The organism is Sporosarcina luteola, from assembly GCF_023715535.1.
GTDB classification, from domain to species: Bacteria; Bacillota; Bacilli; order Bacillales_A; family Planococcaceae; genus Sporosarcina; species Sporosarcina luteola_B.
This window is the reverse complement of record NZ_JAMBOI010000001.1, coordinates 433534-453736: the sequence shown is the minus strand read 5'-3', so window position 1 is coordinate 453736 and position 20203 is coordinate 433534. Positions and strand designations below refer to the sequence as shown.

Annotated in this window: 22 protein-coding genes; 20 read left to right on the top strand and 2 right to left on the bottom strand. The window is 50.1% G+C overall.

Annotation, left to right across the window (positions count from 1 at the left end; translation table 11 throughout):
* Nucleotides 1–53: 53 nt before the first annotated feature.
* Nucleotides 54–596, bottom strand: a complete 543-nt coding sequence (locus tag M3191_RS01975) for a DUF2529 family protein (protein WP_251697768.1) — start codon at nt 594–596, stop codon at nt 54–56.
* 148 nt (nt 597–744) lie between these two features.
* Between M3191_RS01975 and M3191_RS01970 the strand changes: the two genes are divergently transcribed.
* From M3191_RS01970 to M3191_RS01930, 9 genes are all read left to right on the top strand, one after another.
* Entirely contained in the window at nt 745–1110 is a 366-nt protein-coding gene (locus M3191_RS01970) for a response regulator (RefSeq protein WP_285846872.1), read from the top strand.
* Between the two features lie 136 nt (nt 1111–1246).
* Nucleotides 1247–2104, top strand: coding sequence for a class II fructose-bisphosphate aldolase (locus M3191_RS01965; RefSeq protein ID WP_251697766.1), 858 nt, complete (start codon nt 1247–1249; stop codon nt 2102–2104).
* A 258-nt stretch (nt 2105–2362) separates the two neighbouring features.
* A complete protein-coding gene (gene fsa / locus M3191_RS01960) occupies nt 2363–3010 on the top strand; it encodes a fructose-6-phosphate aldolase (protein WP_251693517.1) in 648 nt (215 codons plus the stop codon).
* 20 nt (nt 3011–3030) lie between these two features.
* Entirely contained in the window at nt 3031–4308 is a 1278-nt protein-coding gene (locus M3191_RS01955; RefSeq protein WP_251697765.1) for a UDP-N-acetylglucosamine 1-carboxyvinyltransferase, read from the top strand.
* 188 nt (nt 4309–4496) lie between these two features.
* Nucleotides 4497–5462, top strand: coding sequence for a class II fructose-bisphosphatase (glpX, locus tag M3191_RS01950; RefSeq protein WP_251693519.1), 966 nt, complete (start codon nt 4497–4499; stop codon nt 5460–5462).
* Between the two features lie 142 nt (nt 5463–5604).
* Nucleotides 5605–6888 (top strand): transcription termination factor Rho, encoded by a 1284-nt coding sequence (gene rho, locus M3191_RS01945; RefSeq protein WP_251693520.1) that lies wholly within the window; start codon nt 5605–5607, stop codon nt 6886–6888.
* Nucleotides 6889–7143: 255 nt separating this feature from the next.
* Complete coding sequence (gene rpmE, locus M3191_RS01940; protein WP_251693521.1) at nt 7144–7359, top strand: 50S ribosomal protein L31; 216 nt, start codon at nt 7144–7146, stop codon at nt 7357–7359.
* A gap of 285 nt (nt 7360–7644) precedes the next feature.
* Nucleotides 7645–8247, top strand: coding sequence for a thymidine kinase (locus tag M3191_RS01935; protein WP_251697764.1), 603 nt, complete (start codon nt 7645–7647; stop codon nt 8245–8247).
* Nucleotides 8248–8373: 126 nt separating this feature from the next.
* Entirely contained in the window at nt 8374–9387 is a 1014-nt protein-coding gene (locus M3191_RS01930) for a VanW family protein (protein WP_251697763.1), read from the top strand.
* Nucleotides 9388–9402: 15 nt separating this feature from the next.
* Here the strand turns inward: M3191_RS01930 and M3191_RS01925 are convergent, their stop codons facing one another.
* On the bottom strand, nt 9403–9702 hold the full coding sequence (locus tag M3191_RS01925; protein WP_251697762.1) for a hypothetical protein: 300 nt from the start codon (nt 9700–9702) through the stop codon (nt 9403–9405).
* 136 nt (nt 9703–9838) lie between these two features.
* Here M3191_RS01925 and prfA point away from each other — a divergent pair, with 136 nt between their 5' ends.
* The 11 genes from prfA to M3191_RS01870 all read left to right on the top strand — a co-directional run bounded on the left by prfA (nt 9839) and on the right by M3191_RS01870 (nt 19921).
* A complete protein-coding gene (prfA, locus tag M3191_RS01920) occupies nt 9839–10915 on the top strand; it encodes a peptide chain release factor 1 (protein ID WP_251697761.1) in 1077 nt (358 codons plus the stop codon).
* Nucleotides 10908–11756, top strand: a complete 849-nt coding sequence (gene prmC, locus M3191_RS01915; protein ID WP_251697760.1) for a peptide chain release factor N(5)-glutamine methyltransferase — start codon at nt 10908–10910, stop codon at nt 11754–11756. The genes prfA and prmC overlap by 8 nt, the downstream gene beginning before the upstream one ends.
* Nucleotides 11757–11799: 43 nt before the next feature.
* Nucleotides 11800–12369 carry a stage II sporulation protein R gene (locus tag M3191_RS01910; protein ID WP_251697759.1) on the top strand — a complete coding sequence of 190 codons (570 nt, stop codon included), beginning with the start codon at nt 11800–11802 and terminating at the stop codon, nt 12367–12369.
* A gap of 61 nt (nt 12370–12430) precedes the next feature.
* Nucleotides 12431–13468 (top strand): L-threonylcarbamoyladenylate synthase, encoded by a 1038-nt coding sequence (locus tag M3191_RS01905; protein ID WP_251697758.1) that lies wholly within the window; start codon nt 12431–12433, stop codon nt 13466–13468.
* 119 nt (nt 13469–13587) lie between these two features.
* Nucleotides 13588–14088: a manganese efflux pump MntP gene (locus M3191_RS01900; protein WP_251697757.1), complete on the top strand. Its 501-nt coding sequence runs from the start codon at nt 13588–13590 to the stop codon at nt 14086–14088.
* A 59-nt stretch (nt 14089–14147) separates the two neighbouring features.
* Complete coding sequence (locus M3191_RS01895) at nt 14148–14594, top strand: low molecular weight protein arginine phosphatase (protein ID WP_251697756.1); 447 nt, start codon at nt 14148–14150, stop codon at nt 14592–14594.
* A complete protein-coding gene (locus M3191_RS01890) occupies nt 14591–15868 on the top strand; it encodes a methyl-accepting chemotaxis protein (RefSeq protein WP_251697755.1) in 1278 nt (425 codons plus the stop codon). Before M3191_RS01895 ends, M3191_RS01890 begins: the two co-directional genes overlap by 4 nt.
* 106 nt (nt 15869–15974) lie before the next feature.
* A complete protein-coding gene (gene rpiB, locus M3191_RS01885; protein ID WP_251697754.1) occupies nt 15975–16412 on the top strand; it encodes a ribose 5-phosphate isomerase B in 438 nt (145 codons plus the stop codon).
* Nucleotides 16413–16429: 17 nt separating this feature from the next.
* A complete protein-coding gene (locus M3191_RS01880) occupies nt 16430–16993 on the top strand; it encodes a TIGR01440 family protein (RefSeq protein ID WP_251697753.1) in 564 nt (187 codons plus the stop codon).
* A 44-nt stretch (nt 16994–17037) separates the two neighbouring features.
* Complete coding sequence (gene glyA / locus M3191_RS01875; RefSeq protein ID WP_251697752.1) at nt 17038–18291, top strand: serine hydroxymethyltransferase; 1254 nt, start codon at nt 17038–17040, stop codon at nt 18289–18291.
* A gap of 688 nt (nt 18292–18979) precedes the next feature.
* Nucleotides 18980–19921 (top strand): nuclease-related domain-containing protein, encoded by a 942-nt coding sequence (locus M3191_RS01870; RefSeq protein ID WP_251697751.1) that lies wholly within the window; start codon nt 18980–18982, stop codon nt 19919–19921.
* Nucleotides 19922–20203 lie beyond the last annotated feature (282 nt).

Sequence of the window (20203 nt, the reverse complement as noted above, 5' to 3'; positions counted from 1 at the left end):
TTTCGGATTTGCGCTCAAGAAACTCGTCAACGCGCTCATAAAGTGTCTCTCACCTAATCCTCTTCACTCACCATCTCGTCATACGCCATCTTGACCGCCTCATACAAAAAGAGCGCGGCCAACAAATTCGGCTGGACGATCCGGCTGCCGATATCCTCGCCTGGTAAAATCCCTCTCACAACGCCTGTCGCCATATACGTATATGCCAAATCCGCCAGCTCATTGTCCTCCGTCGCCTTCTCGCCTGCAACAACCGCGAATGGAATGAATTTCTGCGCAAGCACACGCGCGAACTGGAGTGCTCGTTCATCCGTTGCTGAACGGGCAAATAGCCAAACCCTGTCCGCAGAATGGATCTCCATCTCCTCTTCATAACGGACTGCACCCTGGAACGGTTCCGCAGCAAAGACCGCGTTTAATCCGACAGCTTCCATTTCATCGAAACCGGCAAAAATGACGCGTCCTTCTCCGATCGTCGCCTGGGCCAACAGCCGTGCCGTCTCCTCGACAGCCTCTTCATTATTTGAACCGGCACGCTGCACGAGCCCGCCGATTTGTGTCGTCAATATTTTCATCTCAACCACCTCGTTACCCATTATATTTTCTCCCGGGAATAAAACCAAGTTTTCCAGTGCGGTCTCTTGAATTAAAACAATTTTACAATAATAATTAAAAAAAAGAGGGTTTTCAAATTTTTTGTCAAATTGATAACTAATGGGTCAATAAAAAAAAGGGGTGAGCCTTTTGAAGAGTTTGCTAATCGTCGATGATCAAGCCGGAATACGACTTTTATTAAATGAGGTATTCACAAAAGAGGGGTTTGAAGCGAGGTTGGCCGCAAATGGCGCTGAAGCTCTCCAATTGATTACCGAGAAAGAACCCGATTGTGTATTACTGGACATGAAAATGCCGGGTATCGACGGAGTGGAAGTGCTGAAAAGGCTGAAGAAAGACTGGCCCCAGATTCCTGTCATCATGATGACAGCCTACGGGGAAGTCGAACTGACGGAAGAGGCAATTAAAAACGGGGCAGAGAAATATTTTACGAAACCATTCAACATTTATGAAGTGCGAGACGCGGTCAAAGAAATTTTACATCGTGGAGAATAATAAATATACAGAAACGAAGACGCGCCGCAGCCACAACCCAGACAGTAGTAAATACTGTCTGTTTTTGTTATGATAAAAGAGGTAAATATCGATTCAAACAATAAATTCATCTCGACGATCCGAGGAGGCTAATGCAATGGCACTTGTTTCAATGAAAGAAATGATGATCAAAGGAAAAAAAGAAGGATATGCAATCGGGCAGTTCAACTTGAACAACCTTGAATACACACAAGCGATCCTGCAAGCGGCGCAAGAAGAGAAGTCACCGGTGATACTCGGCGTTTCCGAAGGTGCAGCACGCTATATGGGCGGGTTTACAACAGTCGTCAACATGGTAAAAGGGTTGATGCATGATTACAACATCACCGTACCTGTCGCTATCCATCTGGACCACGGATCCAGTTTCGAAAAATGCAAAGAGGCGATCGACGCGGGCTTCACATCCGTCATGATCGACGCATCTTCCAAACCTCTTGCAGAAAACATTGAAATTACGAAGGAAGTTGTGGAATATGCCCATGCAAAAGGCATATCCGTTGAAGCTGAACTCGGCGTAGTCGGCGGGCAGGAAGACGACGTCATCGCTGATGGAGTCATCTACGCAGACCCGGCAGAATGCAAGGAGCTTGTCGACAACACGGACATCGACTGCTTGGCGCCGGCCCTCGGATCGGTTCACGGCCCTTACAAAGGCGAACCGAACCTAGGATTCAAGGAAATGGAAGAAATCTCAAGCCAATCGGACCTTCCACTTGTCCTCCATGGCGGAACAGGCATCCCGACAAAGGATATCCAACGCGCCATCTCACTAGGAACTGCGAAAATCAACGTCAACACTGAAAACCAGATCGAAGGCACAAAAGCGGTCCGCGAAACATTGAACGCAGACCCGGACGTCTACGATCCACGTAAATACTTGGCACCGATGCGCGATGCAATCAAAAAATCAGTCATCAGCAAAATGCGCGAATTCGGCAGCTCAGGAAAAGCTTAATAATAAAAAAACCCTAAAATAAGAGGGAATGTTATATTTTGTTGATTGAAGTGAAGGGCGGCGACTCCTGGGGGATAAGCGGGACAGGTGAGACCCCGCAGTGGAGCGCAGCGACCGAGGAGACTCACCGCCCGCCCCCCGGAAAGCGTCCGCCCGGAACGGAAATCAACTGTGTTATCTGACATACAAATAGGAGAAGCATCGAAAACCAAGATGCATTCTCCTTCTTTTCCATTCATAAGAGGAGGAACTATACACATGAAATTTTTCATCGATACGGCAAACTTCGAAGAAATCAAAGAAGCACATAGCTGGGGGATCATCTCCGGCGTAACAACAAATCCATCTTTAGTTGCGAAAGAAAATATTTCATTCCACGACCGCCTGCGCGAAATCACATCACTCGTACCCGGCTCCGTCAGCGCTGAAGTCATCGCACTCGACGCGGAAGGAATGATCGAAGAAGGACGCGAGCTTGCGAAAATCGCGCCGAACATCACGGTGAAGCTACCAATGACGCCGGAAGGTCTGAAAGCGTGCTCCGTATTCGCTCAAGAAGGCATCAAAACAAACGTGACCCTCATTTTCAGTGCCAACCAAGCATTGCTTGCTGCACGCGCTGGAGCCACATATGTTTCCCCATTCCTCGGCAGACTTGATGATATCGGTCAAGAAGGAATCCAACTGATCAGCACAATCGCGGACATTTTCACAATCCATGACATGGATACGCAAATCATCGCAGCGTCCATCCGCAGCCCGCAGCATATTACAGACGCGGCGCTTGCAGGAGCGCATATCTCGACGACGCCATTCAACGTGCTCAAGCAATTATTCAACCATCCGTTAACCGACAAAGGCATCCAGCAATTCCTCGAAGATTGGGAATCAAGAAAGAACAAGTGAAACGCCTAAAGGAGACTGAAATGGACGTTTATAAAATCAGAGGCGGCAACCCTCTACGTGGAACGATAAAAGTAAGTGGAGCGAAAAATAGTGCAGTCGCATTGATCCCGGCATCAATTTTGGCGGATTCACCTGTCACGATCGACGGACTTCCGGAAATCTCTGACGTCCTCACCCTCCAAGCACTCCTTGAAGACATTGGCGGGAAAGTGGAATTCGAAGATGGAAAAATGACGATCGATCCTTCGGAAATGATCGCCATGCCGCTTCCGAATGGTAAAGTGAAAAAGCTGAGAGCTTCTTATTATATGATGGGCGCCATGCTCGGCCGGTTCAAGCATGCCGCAATTGGACTCCCGGGGGGCTGCCATCTGGGTCCCCGTCCGATCGACCAGCATATCAAGGGCTTTGAAGCATTGGGCGCAAAAGTGACGAACGAACACGGCGCCATCTATTTGCGGGCCGATGAACTGCGCGGCGCGAAAATCTATCTGGACGTCGTTTCTGTCGGCGCGACGATCAACATCATGCTTGCGGCGGTCCGTGCCAAAGGGCGGACGATTATCGAAAACGCGGCGAAAGAACCCGAAATCATCGATGTCGCCACATTGCTTTCGAATATGGGCGCCAACATCAAAGGTGCGGGAACGAATGTCATCCGCATCGAAGGCGTCGAGAAACTGCACGGAACGAAACATACGATCATTCCGGACAGGATCGAGGCAGGCACGTTCATGATCATGGCGGCTGCAGTCGGAGATGGCGTTACGATCGATAACGTCATCCCTTTCCACGTCGAAGCGTTGACCGCGAAACTGCGTGAGATGGGCGTTAAAGTTGAAGAGAGAGAAGAGCATATTTTCATTCCGAAATCGGAGAATCTGCTAGCGGTGGACGTAAAGACACTCGTCTACCCTGGATTCCCGACAGATCTTCAACAGCCATTTTCCGTACTATTGACGCAGGCGAACGGATCTTCCGTCATTTCGGACACAATCTATTCCGCACGTTTCAAGCAAATAGACGAACTGCGGCGGATGAATGCCGACGGAAAAGTGGAAGGGCAATCGGTCATTCTTTCAGGGCCGACTCCACTACAAGCAGCGACCGTCCGTACATCCGATCTACGCGCAGGGGCGGCTCTCGTCATCGCGGGACTGCTCGCTGACGGCGAAACCGAGATCCAGGAAATCCAACATATCGAACGTGGCTATAGCGATCTTATCGAGAAACTCCGCGGCATTGGGGCGGATATCCGGAAAGTGACGGTACCTGAAAAAGCGACTATCACTGATTAATGTGAAACGTTGCTATGCTATACTAGTAACGAATCTTACAGTGAATCGAACTGCGAAGGGTTCGATTTGCCGTATTTCTGCGGTTTTTGCAGAAATTAAGGCACCCGTCTAGCGCCTGAAGCTAGACAATGAATAGCGTTTATTTGAGACTATATAATGAAATGCGCTAAACGGGAGGAACAATCATAATGGAACGCAGTTTATCGATGGAATTAGTACGTGTAACAGAGGCAGCGGCTGTATCGGCTGCCCGCTGGATGGGGCGCGGTTTGAAAAACGAAGCGGATGACGCCGCGACGGAAGCGATGCGTACGGTGTTCGATACGATCCCGATGCAAGGGGTCGTTGTAATCGGCGAAGGCGAAATGGATGAAGCGCCGATGCTTTATATCGGAGAAGAGCTCGGAACGGGCCAAGGTCCGGAAGTGGACGTTGCAGTAGATCCGGTGGAAGGTACGAACATCGTCGCATCAGGAGGCTGGAATGCACTTGCGGTCATCGCTATTGCGGACAAAGGGAACCTCCTCAACGCACCTGACATGTATATGAATAAAATCGCAGTCGGACCCGAAGCGGTTGGCAAAATCAATATCGACGCATCCGTCACGGATAACCTGCATGCTGTCGCTAAAGCGAAAAACAAATCAATCGATGAAGTTGTGGCAACTGTCCTGAACCGTGAACGCCATTCGAAAATAATTGAAGAAATCAGAGCAACCGGCGCGCGTATCAAACTTATCGACGATGGAGACGTGGCGGGCGCTATCAATACAGCATTCGATGACACAGGCGTAGATATTATGTTCGGTATCGGCGGAGCTCCTGAAGGCGTCATCGCCGCAGTCGGACTCAAATGCCTCGGCGGGGAAATCCAAGGCCGTCTCGTCCCTTCAAATGAAGAAGAGCGCCTGCGCTGTGAAAAAATGGGAATCGACGTCTCCAAAGTCCTCTATATGGATGATCTTGTAAAAGGCGATGACGCCATCTTCGCTGCAACCGGAGTGACAGACGGCGAACTGCTGCGCGGCGTCCAATTCAAAGGCGGCTACAGCGAAACCCACTCACTCGTCATGCGCTCCAAATCCGGAACAATCCGTTTCGTAGAAGGACGCCACAGCTTGAAGAAAAAACCGAACTTAGTGATGGAAGACTAATTATATTTTTATTTGAATTAATAATAGCAAGCCTCATCGCCCGGCAATCCGCCGGGCATCCTTCTATTGTCCGATTCACCTACCCTATTGAAAACAAACCCTAACAAACGAAAATCAAATAAAGAGTGGAGCTTACGAAACTATGTCAATTCTAACAATCGCCAGCTTGGAAAATATGACACTGAAAGAGTTATATGAGCTTGCAAAGGAATTCAAAATCTCCTATTACAGCAAACTGACAAAAAAAGAACTGATCTTCGCCATCCTGAAAACACGTGCCGAACAGGAAGGTTTCTTCTTCATGGAAGGCGTACTCGAAATCATCCAATCGGAAGGATACGGATTCCTCCGCCCAATCAATTACTCGCCGAGCTCTGAAGACATCTACATCTCCGCCTCCCAAATCAGACGATTCGATCTGCGGAACGGGGACAAGGTGACTGGGAAAGTGCGCCCGCCGAAAGAGAACGAACGCTACTACGGCCTCTTGCAAGTGGAAGCTGTCAACGGCGAAAACCCGGAAGTTGCACGGGAACGCGTCCACTTCCCGGGACTCACGCCGCTCTACCCGGACCGTCATATTAAACTCGAAACAGTACCGCAGAAACTGTCGACCCGCATCATGGACCTGGTGTCGCCAGTCGGATTCGGTCAACGTGGACTTATCGTCGCGCCGCCGAAAGCGGGTAAAACAATGCTATTAAAGGAAATCGCCAATGCGATCACGACGAATCATCCCGAAGCGGAACTGATAGTCCTCCTTATCGACGAGCGTCCTGAGGAAGTGACGGACATCGAACGGTCCGTCAATGCCGACGTCGTCAGCTCGACATTCGACGAAGTACCGGAAAACCACGTCAAAGTCGCTGAACTCGTCTTGGAGCGAGCGATGCGCTTAGTTGAACATAAACGCGACGTTGTCATTCTCATGGATTCCATCACGAGACTTGCTCGCGCCTATAACCTTGTCATCCCGCCAAGCGGCCGTACACTGTCGGGTGGTATTGATCCAGCTGCATTCCACCGTCCGAAGCGGTTCTTCGGTGCGGCGCGAAACCTTGAAGAAGGCGGCAGCTTGACGATTCTGGCGACAGCTTTGATCGACACTGGCTCACGTATGGATGAAGTCATCTACGAGGAATTCAAAGGGACAGGCAATATGGAGCTGCATCTCGACCGCAGCCTCGCAGAACGCAGGATTTTCCCTGCACTCGACATCCGCCGCTCCGGAACTCGGAAAGAGGAACTGCTCCTCCCGAGCGACCAGTTGGAAAAACTTTGGGCAATCCGAAAAACATTTTCCGACGCTCACGACTTCGCAGAACGCTTCCTGAAAAAACTGCGCCAGTCGAAATCGAACGAGGAATTCTTCGACAAGCTCAATGAAGAAATGAAAGCCCATCGCAATGGGAAAGGTCTTCTTTAAATTTGAAATGAAATAGTTAACGCCGTCACGAAGAACGGCGTTTGCGAGCAGGTATTATGAAGTGAAATAGCAGTGTGACATTCGAAATAAAATAGTTGCATGTACCTGTCCAATTTGTTATAATTCTTGAGTATGGTTCATGACCATCTGCTGCATATGCGGTTGACATATACGGACCGTGTAAGGCATCAGTCTTATGTAACACCCTACAATAATCTCTGTTCCAGATGGTTCAGGGCGAGAGGAGAGAGACCGATGAGAGCAGGAATTCATCCTAACTACAAACTTGCAAAAGTTACTTGTTCATGTGGTAACACATTCGAAACAGGATCTGTAAAAGAGGAAATCCGCGTAGAAGTTTGCTCGGAATGCCACCCATTCTACACTGGACGCCAAAAATTCGCTTCTGCGGACGGACGTATCGACCGCTTCAACAAGAAGTACGGCTTCAAAGAAGAAGGACAAGAATAAGAACCTTCCAACCCGCCAACGTTGTTTGGCGGGTTTTCAATTTGGGAATAAAACAAATAGAATTCATTTTAAATTAACCCCTTTATTTGTCGAAATCAATTTGGCGCGACGAATGAGGCACACTGCGTCCAAAGTGGCGTGTTCCGCGTCCAAAACATCCCTCCATAACATATCCTGACATGAAATAAAAGACGTCCTTTCCATGGTTTTTTGATGTATGATAGACATTCCAACAATGAAAAAAACACACATTTACATAGAGCGATTATTGAAAGGGGAACCAATATGTACGTAACAATGCAAGGCGGCTGGATAGAAGTGATTTGTGGCAGCATGTTTTCAGGAAAATCCGAGGAATTGATCAGACGTATACGCCGCGCGCAATTCGCGAAACAGAAAATCGCGGTGTTCAAGCCGGAAATCGATGATCGATATAGTGAAGAAGCGGTCGTCAGCCATAACGGAACGACAGTTATCGCTACGCCCGTTGCCGAATCGACTCAAATTGAACAATTCGTGAAAGATGCTTACGACATCATCGCCATTGACGAAGCCCAATTTTTCGATGAAGGCATCGTCGACGTCGTCATGGAATTGGCGGACCGCGGATTCCGCGTTATCGTCGCAGGACTCGACCAGGATTTCCGCGGCGAGCCATTCGGGCCGATGCCGCAGCTTATGGCTGTGGCGGAAAACGTCACAAAACTGCAGGCCGTCTGCACCGTCTGCGGATCGCCCGCAAGCCGTACACAACGTCTCATCAACGGACAACCCGCAGGTTACGACGATCCGATCATCCTCGTCGGGGCATCCGAAGCATACGAAGCAAGATGCCGCATGCATCACGAAGTCCCAAACGGCGTTACCGCCAACGTGGCAATTAACTAATACCGAACAGACAGCATGGACAAGCTCCGTGCTGTTTTTTTATTCCAGGAATAATACCAACACACTATCCACTTCCGTTGAATACTATGGCTAATGGCAACACTAGTAAGACAGGAGGTGGATGAAATGAAAAAATGGCTTGTTCTCCTTGTTCTCTTATGCTCAATCGGAATGGTCGGCTGTCAACAACAGTCGGCGACCGAACGACATACAGATAGTGCAGAAACACCCGCAGCAAAACCTACAGAACAACTAGAAACCCCAAAGCAAACAGAATCGACGAAACAACCGGTTGCCCAAACGGAAATCATACCGGTACCGATCCCAGTTATTAATATCATTGACCCGACGTCCGATAAACTGATCCACACATTAACCCCAATCGATCTAGGCTATGAAATGGACATCGCAGCGTACATAGTGAAAATTGAACAATTTGCAAAAGAGCTCGCGCGCGGAATCGATGGAAAAGCTGGATACGACCAACGTATGGTGCTCGACAGATTGGACGAACATGGAAATCTCGTCAAAGGCAACCCGCTAATCCTATTGCGTGAAAGCGTATTAGTGGAGCGGATAATGGAAGCGTCGGCTTCAGGGGGTACGATTGAACTGCCGATCGACATATTGGAGAGCGGCTACGATTCCGAAGACATCCCACATTTGGAGGAAGTTGCAATCGCTTCATATACGACCTACTTCAACCCGACGGACGCAGGCAGGAATAAAAACATAGAACTCTCCGCAGCTGCGATTAACAAAATCATCGTTGGCAAGGGAGATCAATTCTCCTTCAATACCGTCGTCGGACCACGAGATGAAGCGAACGGGTACCAGCCAGCCCCCGAGATCATCAACAAAAAACGCGTCATGGGTATCGGCGGGGGGATCTGCCAAACATCCTCAACCCTGTTCAACGCCGTCGACCAGCTTCCGGTGAACTACATCGAACGACATCATCATTCAATAGATATCGGCTACGTCCCGAAAGGCAGAGATGCAACTGTCTCCTACGGCGGCCTGGACTTCAGATTCCGAAATACTGCGAGCGCTCCTTTCCTTATCAAAGCCATTTATGGCAAGGATTCTTTAACGATCGAAATCACGACTGCGGAAAAATATGTAGACGTTTTTAAGTGAAGCGGCATGCTGCGCTCAAGAAGAATCAAGATCCGCGTCCAAAGGAGTGGCTTCCGCGTCCAAAGAAGCTGCTCCCGCGTCCAAAGGAGTGGCTCCCGCGTCCAAAGTAGTGGCTTCCGCGTCCAAAGTAGCTGCTCCCGCGTCCAAAGGAGTGGCTCCCGCGTCCAAAGGAGTGGCTTCCGCGTCCAAAGGAGTGGCTTCCGCGTCCAAAGTAGGTTGCTCCGCGTCCAAAGGAGTGGCTTCCGCGTCCAAAGCAGGTTGCTCCGCGTCCAAAGTAGGTTGCTCCGCGTTCAAAGAAGCTGTTCCCACGTCCAAAGGAGTGGCTCCCGCATCAAAACAAGCCGCCCTGCGTCCAAAACACACCACCCCCTCAAAGAAATCACTGTATTTCAGCGCCTTATTCCCGTACAATAAACATACAAAAGACTGAGGACGAAGAGGTGCAATGACTATGTTTGAAAGGCTTCAAGCTGTTGAGGATCGATATGAGCGTTTGAATGAATTGCTGAGCGATCCGGATATTGTGAGCGATATGACCAAGCTGCGGACGTATTCGAAGGAGCAGTCCGATTTACAGGATACGGTCGATGCGTACCGCGAATATAAAAGCGCGACAAAGCAGTATGACAATGCGAAGGAAATGCTGGAAGAGCATTTGGACGATGAAATGAAAGAACTCGTCAAAATGGAGATCGATGAGCTCGATGATCAGATCGAAGCGCTCGAAAAGCGACTGAAACTATTGCTTGTCCCGAAAGATCCGAACGATGACAAAAACGTCATCATGGAAATCCGCGGGGCGGCGGGCGGCGACGAAGCGGCGTTGTTCGCGGGCAACTTGTACAGAATGTACAGCCGGTTCGCGGAAATGAACCATTGGAAAGTCGAAGTGATGGATTCCTCGCCGACGGAACTTGGCGGCTTCAAGGAAATCATTTTTATGATCAACGGGAATGGCGCGTATTCCAAACTGAAATATGAAAACGGCGCGCATCGCGTCCAGCGTGTACCGGAAACGGAGTCGGGCGGCCGGATCCATACGTCGACCGCCACTGTCGCGGTTCTGCCGGAAGCGGAGGAAGTCGAAATCGACATCCATGATAAGGATATCCGCACCGACACATTCGCATCTTCCGGACCTGGCGGGCAATCCGTCAACACGACGATGTCCGCCGTCCGCCTGACGCATTTGCCGACGGGGATCACCGTCTCGTGCCAGGATGAAAAATCGCAGATCAAAAATAAAGAGAAGGCGATGAAAGTCCTGCGCGCCCGCATTTACGATAAATTCATGCAGGAAGCGCAAGCCGAATACGACGAAAAGCGGAAATCCGCCGTCGGGACGGGCGACCGCTCCGAACGGATCCGCACATACAACTTCCCGCAAAACCGCGTGACGGATCACCGGATCGGGCTGACGATCCAAAAACTCGACCAGATCATCGAAGGGAAGCTCGATGAAGTGATCGACGCGCTCAACGTCGAGGACCAGGCAAGACGGTTGGAAAGCTTGGATCAGAATGACTGAAAAAATCCATGAGGCGTTGAATAAAGCGAAATCCCTTCTCGCTTCAATTGACTTGGACGCGCATGCCGCGCAGCTGCTCATGGAGCATGTGACACAAAAATCCGGCGCGACCTTGCTGGCGGATTTACGGGAACCGCTCACGCCCGAGCAGCAAACCGCTTTCTGGAATAAAACCGAGGAGCTGCTTACGGGCAAGCCCGTCCAGCATATTATCGGCACGGAACAGTTTTACGGACTGTCGTTCGAAGTGAATGAACATGTGCTTATCCCGCGCCCTGAAACAGAGGAGCTTGTCCTCGGCGCACTTGAACGGAGCCGCAGGATCCCTGGAAAATGCCGCGTGGCGGATATCGGTACAGGGAGCGGCGCGATCGCGATTGCCTACAAAAAAGAACGGCCCGAAGCAGTTGTCACAGCGACGGACATCAGTGAAGCGGCGCTCGAGGTTGCGAAGCGGAATGCCAAACGAAACGAAACTGACATCGATTTCAGGCTCGGCAATCTGACGGATCCGATAAAAATGGAGAAATGGGATGTCGTCCTATCGAACCCGCCGTATATCGCAATGGAAGAATCGCCGCAGATGTCGAAGACCGTCCTCGATTTCGAACCGCATAATGCACTTTTCGCGGATGATGACGGGCTTTTCTTCTATAAGAAGCTTGCTCAACAATTGCCGCCGCTTATGGAAAGCCGATCGCTCATCGGTGTCGAGATCGGTTATCTTCAGGGACCGCAAGTGAGCGAATTGTTCCAGAAGGCGTTTCCGGAAGCGCGGGTTTCTATCGTAAAAGATGTGAACGGAAAAGATCGAATGATATTTTGCGAGATTGGTGAATAAAACCCCGTAACCCTGGCGACAATGTGGTCAGGAGGGGATCGATATGTTGCAAGACTATGAAATTATGAATCTAAAACCAAATAAGCGGATGGAGCGTGTGATGGCGGCAGTCGAGTTCATTCTCGTGCTGTTCCTCATCCAATCCGCGTTGCTGTTATTTACGGGACAGGCTGAACAGGAAGAAGAGATCAGATTCCGGATCCTTGCGCACTCGAATGCGCCTGCAGACCAGAAGTTGAAAGAAGAAATCCGGCTTGTCATCGAGCCGATGATCAATCAAGCGATTTCGCAAGCAAAGTCGAAATCCGAGATTGTGGATAATTTGAAGGCGATTGAAGCGACCGTTCTACAGGCCGCGCAATCGATGGCGAATGGGCAGGATGTAAGCTTCGAACGGACAGCAGCCTTGTTCCCGCCGAAGCGTTCCGGTTTGGTCATTACACCGCAAGCGCCGTATGACGCGTATATTTTAACGATCGGCAGCGGGCGAGGGGATAATTGGTGGTGTTCTTTATTCCCGAGAGTCTGTTTTCCTGACAAAGATGTGGAAGAATCAGACGATGAGAAGGTCACTTTCTTCATTTGGGAGTGGATAAAGTCGTTGTTTGAATAAAGTTATCCACCGACAATTGTGGATAAGTGGATGAAACTGTGTATAAATGGGGGTTTAAACCTTGGAAACTGAAATTGTTTCAGTGGATAACGATATGGATAACTCGGTTAGTTATCAACGGGCTGTGGATATTTTGAAAGATGGAGGCGTTGTCGCGTTCCCGACCGAAACGGTGTATGGCCTCGGAGCGCTTGCGACGGATGCGGTTGCCGTGCAGCGGATCTTCGAAGCGAAGGGGCGCCCATCCGACAACCCGCTCATCGTACATATTGGCAATAAAGAAGATGTGGATAACTATGCGGCGGATGTGCTGGAAAACGCAGGCAAGCTGATGGATGCATTTTGGCCGGGTCCGCTGACGCTAGTCTTCCATAAGAAGCCCGGTGTCATTGCGGAAAATGTCACACCGGGCTTCGATACGGTCGGGTTGCGGATGCCCGATCATCCCGTGGCGCTGAAGCTTCTCCGCACGTTTGACGGTCCGCTTGCAGCACCGAGCGCGAATCGCAGCGGAAAACCGAGCCCGACGGAAGCTGCGCATGTACTGACCGATCTTGATGGACGGATTCCGCTCATCATCGACGGCGGCCGCACAGGTGTCGGCGTCGAATCGACCGTGCTCGACATGACCGCGAGTCCACCGGAAATTCTGCGGCCGGGCGGCGTGACGCGCGAAATGATCGAGGAAGTGATCGGTCCTGTCCGCGCTGAAGGCAAGTCGCCGGGCGCAGCCGATGAGGAAGCGCCGCGTGCACCTGGCATGAAATACATGCATTACGCCCCGGAGTCGCCGCTGTTCGTCATCCGACGGAACGAAACGGCGATCCGTGAAGCGGTCAAGCAGCTTCAAGCCGAAGGGAAGCGGGTTGCGGTCATAGGGCCCGACGAATTCGACATCACGGTAGCGGATTGGTATTTCGCGGTAGGTCCGCTCCATCACAATGAGGCAATGGCGGTGAATCTATACGGAGCGCTCCGTCAATGTGATTTGACGGATGCCGATCTTATCCTTGCGGCGGAAACGGATTATGAAGGAGTCGGCCAAGCTGTCATGAATCGCCTCCTGAAAGCGGCGGATGGAAAACGGTTCGATGGATAATGCATTGCGGATAATCTTTTTCTTAGGCTAGGCTCTATAAAAAACGGATAATTGGACATGAATGACCTCCTAAACGTGCGCATAAGATGGATGGATGCGGAAGTTGGGAGGTCAATTCATTGTTGGAAATATTCGCTGCAAGCGTTACGACAATCGATGTCATCGTCGTGTTATCGTTATTACAGTTGCGGAAAGGAAGGCTCGTCCTCGCTCTGTGGATAACGTTCCTGAATGTTTTGCTGCCGTTCGCGGGCTTCGTCATGGGGGATTGGTCCGCCGAGCTGTTTTCGGTGTGGAGTCATCTGCTATCGGGCGTCCTGCTTGCGTTGATCGGCATCCATATGCTTCTGCACGACGATGATAACAGCATGCTGAAACGGCAGCTCCACCCGGGCATCATTGCGCTTGCCGTCAGCTTGGACACTTTTTCGATCAGCGTTTCTTTCGGTATGCTCCATTTGAATAAAGTATTGTTCATCTTGGCATCCGGATTCCTTTCGTTTATTTTCTCGTGCTTGGCACTTTATTTCGGGAGATTCTTAAGCATTAAAAACGGCAAACTGCTTCGCATCATTGCCGGGTTGGCTTTATTAACCATGGGGATATTGTCATGTTTTTGATGAAAATATCTATTTCTTTCCTATTGGATATCAGGTATTCTAAAGGTAGGTGATTATGAATGAATATTTATTTTATTTGCACAGGGAATACATGCAGGAGTCCGATGGCGGAGGCGATTCTCCGTTCGAAGGGGATAAAGGGCGTCACGGTCCGGTCGGCGGGGGTAAGTGCGGTTGATGGGTTGCCGATTGCAACGAACGCAAAGACGCTTATAGAAGAAGCGGACATGCCATACACGGATGTGTCCAACGCAGTCAACGCGGAAGATCTGGAATGGGCGGATCTCGTGCTGACGATGACGATGTCACATAAGGGGCTGCTGCTGCATTCATTCCCGGAAGCCGCTAAGAAGACGTTTACGTTGAAAGAGTACGCTACGCCCGGGGAATTCGGGGATGTGCATGATCCGTACGGCGGCAGCCTTGCCACTTACCGCACGACATTCAATGAATTGGACAAGCTGATCGAGCGATTGAAGTTGAAGCTGACGGAGGATGGGGAATGAAGAAGTTCGGTTTGCGCAAAAAGATGGTTTTATTTGTAACGGTGCTTGCAGTCATCACGTATTCGACCAGCGCTTTATTCATCAATTATATCCGGCCGGAGTTCTTTCCGGATGTCCAACCGTTTGTATTTGAAATCAGTACATATGCAATGGGGATAATTTGGTCGGGCATTTTGGCGGCATTGTTCAGCACGATTTTGACGAAGCCGCTGCAGAACTTGGAGAAGGCGGCGATCGAAGTGGCGGACGGCAAGATCGGCACAGATATAACATTGCCGAAGTCGTCAGACGAAATCCGCTCCGTTGCGGAAGCGTTCCAGCAGCTCGTCGTCAATTTGCGGACGATTGTCACGGAAATCGAGACGAATTTCGAGAAAACGGCACAGACGGTCGACCGGTTATCGGTTGAGACAAGTAGTGCAGCGTTACAAGCGGACTCGGTCGCTTCGACGATACTGGAGATTTCCTCGGGGGCGGAAGCTTCTGCAGTCGCAATTCGGGAAACGGCGGAGGCGATCGAGGATGTCCGGAAGCTTGCCGCTGAAGTGAGCAGCCGTGCGGAAGAATCATCCTTACAGTCGAAAGAGATGATAGCGGAACTCGGGCGTACGACGGAAGTGTTCCGGGCGCTCGTCAAAGGGATCCGGGACATGTCCAATCAAAGCGAGCGGTCGCTCGGCACGATCCGCGAACTTGACCAAAATGCACAGAAGATCGGTGATATTGTCCAGCTCGTCGGCAGCATCGCAGGCCAGACGAATCTGCTTGCACTGAACGCATCCATTGAAGCGGCGCGTGCAGGAGAGCATGGAAAAGGCTTCGCGGTCGTCGCAGAGGAAGTCCGTGTGTTGGCGGATGGAAGTGCGAAAGCGGTGCATAGCATCGACGAACTCGTGAAAATGATCCAGTCAGACGTCTCAAAAGTCGTGAAGGAAATGGAAAAGCAAGTGAGTACGGCAGCAAACGAAGCGAACCGAGCCGATGCAACGAGCGGAAACGTCGAAGCGATGGCATCAAAAGTGAACGGAATGGCCGAATCCGTCGTCAAAATTTCGGAGCTCGTCGAAAACCAGCTATCCAATATCGAAACGACCGCCTTGCAATCGCAGGAAGTCGCGGCAATTGCGGAACAGACGTCGGCTGGCGCGGAAGAAGTGCGCGCCGCCACGGAAGAGCAAGTTAAATCGATTGAGCAGACCGACATCATGGCAATCCAATTGAAGAAACAATCCGAAGACCTCTATAAAGTCATCAGCCAATTCGATCGTTCATGAGAAGAAGCTATTCATTTCACAGCCCGAAATAGACAACCGGGGCTGTGTTTTTTTATGGAACAATGGTAAAATGACTTGTGAGTAAATTAAGAAAAGAGGGGACGCAATGAAAATCGCAATCTCTTCGGATCATGGCGGCAACCGTCTGCGCCATGAAATCATGGACTTATTATCGGAACTCGGATTGGATTATGAGGACTTCGGTCCGGACTCCGATGAATCGGTCGATTATCCGGATTTCGCCAAACCGGTAGCGGACGGCGTCGCAAGCGGGAAGTTCGACCGGGGCATCCTCATTTGCGGAACAGGGATCGGCATGTCGATCGCTGCGAACAAAGTGAAAGGTATCCGTTGTGCACTCGTCCACGACGTCTTCAGCGCGAAGGCGACGAGAGGGCATAACGACTCGAATATCCTTGCCATGGGCGAACGCGTCATCGGACCGGGCCTTGCAAGGGAAGTGGCGACGGCATGGCTGGACACTTCATTCGAAGGCGGCCGCCACGAGCGCCGCGTCGCCAAATTATCAGAGCTTGAAAATTAAGTGAGGTGAGCAAGCCAATGGATGATGTATTGAATTTATGGAAGCTTCAGCTTGAACAGCTTCTATCGGAAATGGAAGAGCAGACAACTTTTACGCCCGGCACATTCTTCGTCGTCGGCTGCTCGACATCCGAAATCGCCGGCAAACGGATCGGTACAGGCGGTGCGCTTGAAGTCGCCGAAGCCTTGTTCGGACCGCTGCAGGCATTCGCGAAGAAGCATGACCTATCGTTGGCATTCCAAGGCTGCGAACATATTAACCGCGCCTTGACAATCGAACGCAAAGCCGCGGACAAAGCGAATCTCGACTCCGTATCCGTCATTCCGGCGGTGCATGCGGGCGGATCGATGTCCACATATGCGTTCGAGCATTTAGAGGACGCTGTCGTCGTCGAGTCCATCCGTGCGAACGCAGGGATCGACATCGGCCAGACGCTCATCGGCATGCATTTGAAGCCGGTCGCCGTTCCACTCCGCACGTCCATCGACAAGATCGGGGATGCAGTCGTCACCGTGGCGACAACCCGTCCGAAATTGATCGGCGGCGAGCGGGCGATCTACAAACTTCCTGTGGAAGAATGATGCATCTGCAGATAAAATTAACTTAGAAAAGGGGAAATGGAATCATGGATTTAAGCAATGTGAAACGTGAAGATACAGCTGTCTACGAAGCGATCATGGCGGAAAAGAACCGCCAGAACGCCAATATCGAATTGATCGCATCCGAAAACTTTGTGACGGAAGCGGTCATGGAAGCGCAAGGCTCTTATTTGACGAACAAATACGCTGAAGGCTATCCTGGCAAACGCTACTACGGCGGCTGCGAGCACGTCGACGTCGTTGAAAACATCGCGCGCGACCGTGTGAAAGAAATCTTCGGCGCAGGCTATGCAAACGTCCAAGCCCACTCCGGTGCGCAGGCGAACATGGCTGTCTATTTCACAATTCTTGAGCCGGGCGACACCGTCCTCGGCATGAACCTTTCCCACGGCGGACACTTGACGCACGGCAGCCCGGTGAACTTCTCCGGTAAGCTTTACAATTTCGTCGAATACGGCGTCAGCAAAGAGGACGAGCGCATCGATTACGAAGACGTCCGTCAAAAAGCACTTGAGCACAAGCCGAAGCTGATCGTTGCAGGCGCAAGCGCATACCCACGCGAAATCGACTTCGCGAAATTCCGTGAAATCGCCGATGAAGTCGGTGCATACTTGATGGTAGACATGGCGCATATCGCGGGCCTCGTCGCAGTTGGCGAGCATCCGAACCCGGTGCCGTACGCGCACTTCGTCACATCAACGACGCATAAAACATTGCGGGGCCCACGCGGCGGATTGATTCTCGTCAACGAGGAATTCGCTGAAGAATTCGGAAAGAAAATCGACAAAACGATCTTCCCTGGCATCCAAGGCGGGCCATTGATGCACGTCATCGCTGCAAAAGCGGTTGCATTCGGCGAAGCCCAAAAGCCTGAGTTTAAATCGCATATCCAGCAAGTGAAGAAAAATGCTGCAGCCCTTGCGGAATCCTTGATGGCAGAAGGCGTCGACATCGTATCAGGCGGAACGGACAACCACTTGTTGCTCGTAAACTTGAAATCACTCAACATCACAGGCAAAATCGCTGAACACGTTTTGGATGAAGTCGGCATCACTGTCAATAAAAACACAATTCCATTCGACACGGAAAGCCCATTCGTCACATCCGGCATCCGTATCGGAACTCCAGCCGTCACAACTCGCGGCTTCAAAGAGGAAGAGATGAAGGAAATCGGCTCCATCATCGCTCACCTTTTGAAAAACCACGAAGACGAAGCGGTGAAAAAAGAAGCGGCCGAGCGCGTCAAAGCGTTGACAGATAAGTTCCCGCTGTATGCATAATTGAGTAATTGATGAGGTCCCCGCTCTCTGCGCGAGAGTGGGGATTTTTTGAATTCTAAATTAGGGGGCGCGCTCAAGAATCTGCCTCCTGCGCTCAAGAAACCGAATCCGCGCTCAAGATATGTGTTTCCGCGCTCAAGAAATCCGCTCCGCGCTCAAGGTTTGTGTTTCCGCGCTCAAGAAACCGAATCCGCGCTCAAGATTTGTGCACCCGCGCTCAAGAAATCCGCTCCCGCGCTCAAGCAATCGGATTCGCGCTTAAGAAGTTCGCTCCCGCGCTCAAGAAATCGGATCCGCGCTCAAGATTTGTGCTTCCGCGCTCAAGAAACCGTATCCGCGCTCAAGATTTGTGTTTCCGCGCTCAAGAAACCGGATCCGCGCTCAAGATTTGTGCACCCGCGCTCAAGAAATCCGCTCCTACGCTCAAGCAATCGGATTCGCGCTTAAGAAGTTCGCTCCCGCGCTCAAGAAACCAGCCTTCAAGTTCAATACAAAACATCTACTTAACAAAACTACCCGAATAAGTCAATACAATAAATCGGAAAAAACTTTAATAATTGAAATCTCATTTTTAAACAACGGATTTTGCCTATAATCTAATTTTAAACCCCTAAAACGCCATAAAATCGAATTTCCGCCCGTTTGGGAATATTTAACTGACCTGATACAATGTCGTCGAGGTGATAAAATGATATATAAAAAACGGAGTGAACCACTGTCGTTACTGGGTTTGCAGTCGCTTATCAATCGATTGGACAGAAACAACAAAAACTTTAATAGTTTTGAAGAAGACTTAAGAAAACGGAAAGCGGGATTCGGTGGGGAGATGAATTTTGACAAACATATAAATGAATTTCGCCCATCCTATCCGCATGGCTTTTTACATGATGTGTGCCTAAAGCATAATGGGATCTACTTCCAAATGGACTCTATACTTATCATGCCCGCTGGTATAGTGCTATTTGAAATAAAAAATCTCGGAGGAAAAATTACCGTCAAGGCAAATCCTACCCAATTCATCCAAGACAATAATGGAGTCCGAAAAGTCCTTCAAAGTCCAATCATTGAACTGGAACGGAAAAAGATATTCCTAGATGGATGGCTTAAAGAACGAGGAGTTGTCATCCCGATCATAGGAATGATTGGGCTTGCATACACGAATGAATTATATATTGAAGAGGAAACTGCAACTGAAATAGCCTTTACGCATGAACTTCCGATAAAACTATTCAATAACCCAATCGAAAAAGAATTAGTAAGCAAAAATCAAATCAGAAAGATTGCAATCGAGATGAAAAATGAGCATCAGGAATATAACCCATTCCCCCTAACAAAAACCATGCAAATTGCCCCTGAGGAAATAATACGGGGTGTCATTTGTCCAAGTTGTAACCGTAATGGAATGAAGTGGAATCTGAGGAAATGGCAATGTACGCAGTGCTCATATAGCGCAACAGATTGTCATCTCCCCCTATTAGACGATTGGTTCTATCTAATTGACAATAAAATAAATAATCGTCAATTCCGCGCATTTTCCCAAATCGAAGATCGATCCATTGCAAAAAGGTTACTTAAAAAATCCCACCTAACAATGATGGGACAACGTAGCAGCTCGTTCTACATTAAATAATTATTTTTGGAATCGCGTCAAGGTGCCTGGCCTTGCAAAGAATCATCCCGCATCCAGCTATTCACCTTTTGTAAGGCCGGTGCCTGCATAATCCAGTAGTCCACTTCCGCGCTCAAGAAATCGAATCCGCGCTCAACAAGTCCACTCCCGCGCTCAAGGAATCGAATTCGCGCTCAACAAGTCCACTCCCGCGCTCAAGAAATCGAATTCGCGCTCAACAAGTCCACTCCCGCGCTCAAGAAATCGAATTCGCGCTCAACAAGTCCACTCCCACGCTCAAGA

What these genes read in the sequence shown, in the direction of transcription:
- M3191_RS01895 (WP_251697756.1), top strand. Translation starts at nt 14,148, where the DNA reads ATGAATATTTATTTTATTTGCACAGGGAATACATGCAGGAGTCCGATG.
- M3191_RS01880 (WP_251697753.1), top strand. Translation starts at nt 16,430, where the DNA reads ATGGATGATGTATTGAATTTATGGAAGCTTCAGCTTGAACAGCTTCTA.
- rpiB (WP_251697754.1), top strand. Translation starts at nt 15,975, where the DNA reads ATGAAAATCGCAATCTCTTCGGATCATGGCGGCAACCGTCTGCGCCAT.
- rho (WP_251693520.1), top strand. Translation starts at nt 5,605, where the DNA reads ATGTCAATTCTAACAATCGCCAGCTTGGAAAATATGACACTGAAAGAG.
- glpX (WP_251693519.1), top strand. Translation starts at nt 4,497, where the DNA reads ATGGAACGCAGTTTATCGATGGAATTAGTACGTGTAACAGAGGCAGCG.
- fsa (WP_251693517.1), top strand. Translation starts at nt 2,363, where the DNA reads ATGAAATTTTTCATCGATACGGCAAACTTCGAAGAAATCAAAGAAGCA.
- M3191_RS01930 (WP_251697763.1), top strand. Translation starts at nt 8,374, where the DNA reads ATGAAAAAATGGCTTGTTCTCCTTGTTCTCTTATGCTCAATCGGAATG.
- M3191_RS01935 (WP_251697764.1), top strand. Translation starts at nt 7,645, where the DNA reads ATGTACGTAACAATGCAAGGCGGCTGGATAGAAGTGATTTGTGGCAGC.
- M3191_RS01965 (WP_251697766.1), top strand. Translation starts at nt 1,247, where the DNA reads ATGGCACTTGTTTCAATGAAAGAAATGATGATCAAAGGAAAAAAAGAA.
- glyA (WP_251697752.1), top strand. Translation starts at nt 17,038, where the DNA reads ATGGATTTAAGCAATGTGAAACGTGAAGATACAGCTGTCTACGAAGCG.
- M3191_RS01890 (WP_251697755.1), top strand. Translation starts at nt 14,591, where the DNA reads ATGAAGAAGTTCGGTTTGCGCAAAAAGATGGTTTTATTTGTAACGGTG.
- M3191_RS01955 (WP_251697765.1), top strand. Translation starts at nt 3,031, where the DNA reads ATGGACGTTTATAAAATCAGAGGCGGCAACCCTCTACGTGGAACGATA.
- M3191_RS01975 (WP_251697768.1), bottom strand. Translation starts at nt 596, where the DNA reads ATGGGTAACGAGGTGGTTGAGATGAAAATATTGACGACACAAATCGGC.
- prmC (WP_251697760.1), top strand. Translation starts at nt 10,908, where the DNA reads ATGACTGAAAAAATCCATGAGGCGTTGAATAAAGCGAAATCCCTTCTC.
- M3191_RS01870 (WP_251697751.1), top strand. Translation starts at nt 18,980, where the DNA reads ATGATATATAAAAAACGGAGTGAACCACTGTCGTTACTGGGTTTGCAG.
- M3191_RS01910 (WP_251697759.1), top strand. Translation starts at nt 11,800, where the DNA reads ATGTTGCAAGACTATGAAATTATGAATCTAAAACCAAATAAGCGGATG.
- prfA (WP_251697761.1), top strand. Translation starts at nt 9,839, where the DNA reads ATGTTTGAAAGGCTTCAAGCTGTTGAGGATCGATATGAGCGTTTGAAT.
- rpmE (WP_251693521.1), top strand. Translation starts at nt 7,144, where the DNA reads ATGAGAGCAGGAATTCATCCTAACTACAAACTTGCAAAAGTTACTTGT.